This is a genomic window from Sporosarcina sp. P26b, assembly GCF_002743245.1.
Classification (GTDB): Bacteria; Bacillota; Bacilli; order Bacillales_A; family Planococcaceae; genus Sporosarcina; species Sporosarcina ureae_C.
The window spans coordinates 1-1,430 of sequence record NZ_PDYW01000062.1 but is presented as its reverse complement, the minus strand read 5'-3'; the positions used below and the strand labels follow the sequence as shown (position 1 = coordinate 1,430).

Annotated in this window: 1 protein-coding gene; it reads left to right on the top strand. The window is 43.2% G+C overall.

Going from position 1 to position 1,430, the window contains the following annotated elements; translation table 11 throughout:
* The coding region (locus CSV69_RS16510) for an IS110 family RNA-guided transposase (protein ID WP_143560858.1) at nucleotides 1–1,056 on the top strand (1,056 nt) is incomplete at its 5' end.
* Nucleotides 1,057–1,430 lie beyond the last annotated feature (374 nt).

Here is a 1,430-nt window from a genome sequence, read left to right as displayed (position 1 = left end):
GGCGTAGAGCCTACAGGACATTACTGGTTGAATTTAGCATATTTCCTAGAGGACTACGGTATACCACTGGTCGTTATCAATCCGATGCATGTGAAGAAAGTTAAGGAATTAGATGATAATCTGCAAACCAAAAACGATAAGAAAGACGCTCTGACGATCGCACGGCTAATGAAAGATGGTCGTTTCTCATATCCGAAGCTTCTTCGGGATCAAGCAGCAAATATTCGTTCCTGTTTCACGCTTGAGCAAACTTTAATAGACGACCGCACCATTCTGAAAAACAGAATTCATCGATGGGTAGATAAATACTTCCCTGAGCTATTCGAGGTATTCTCAGATTTTGGAGCCATGGTTCTAGGTGTGTTGGAGACAACCCCGTTGCCTGCAGAGCTGGTCAATATGACAACAGCTGATTTAGCGGATCAATGCGCGAAAGCGAGTCAGATGAAGCAAAGGCGACCCAAAATAGCAGCTAAAGTCATTGAGGTAGCTCAGACATCCATTGGCATCACCGTGGCTCCTTGGGGAGCTAAACGAGAGATACAATGTCTCATTCGCCAATACCGTCTACTCGAGGAAGAACTTGCGATGATTGAAGAGGAAATACAATCCTTAATTGTCCAAACGGCTGATTATGAATATCTCGCTTCATTTCCGGGAATTTCCCGTAGAACTATTTCCGGTCTCTTAGCGGAGATTGGAAGTTTTACTGACTTTGAAAGTCCACGCCAATTAATTAAATTAGCGGGACTTACGTTACATGAGAATTCCTCTGGTAAACATAAGGGAATGAAGAAGATATCAAAACGAGGACGAAGACGATTACGGGCTATTTTATTCAGAGCAATGCATCCAATCCTTAGAAACAACCCTGCCTTTATGAAGCTTCATCAGTATTATACGCAACGACCTCAAAATCCCCTTCGTAAGAAGGAGTCGATGGTCGTGTTATGTAGCAAATTACTAAAGGTTCTTCATGCCATGTGTACAAAAAAGCGGAAATTTGATGGTGAGCAAATGCTTGCGGACCTTCACTGTTTACAATTAGTAGCATGAGGTTGGCATTCTGAAACTTCTATTCATGACACGGAGAAGCTGGCACCAGCGGCGTACATTAGGCCTCGAGCCTCATCGGGAGCATCTCGCCGGCCTCCAACTTATGATAGACCGAACGAAGGAATGTCAGCGCATGACGCTAAGAGATGTGGGAGGGTTCGTCATCATAAGGTACTTGGAGATCCATAGTGCATGCCATATTAAATTAACAGTTTCTGTAACTGGTAGCGCAGCGTTATCCTTTACTTACAGTATCTACAAAAGTATGTACTTTCAGGTAGACGATTCTCTTTACTAGTCATATAAATTCTTTTTGGGTCAATAGAATAATGCGACAAGCCTTGTCATCATCACCTTTTCAAGAGGGAGTCGCC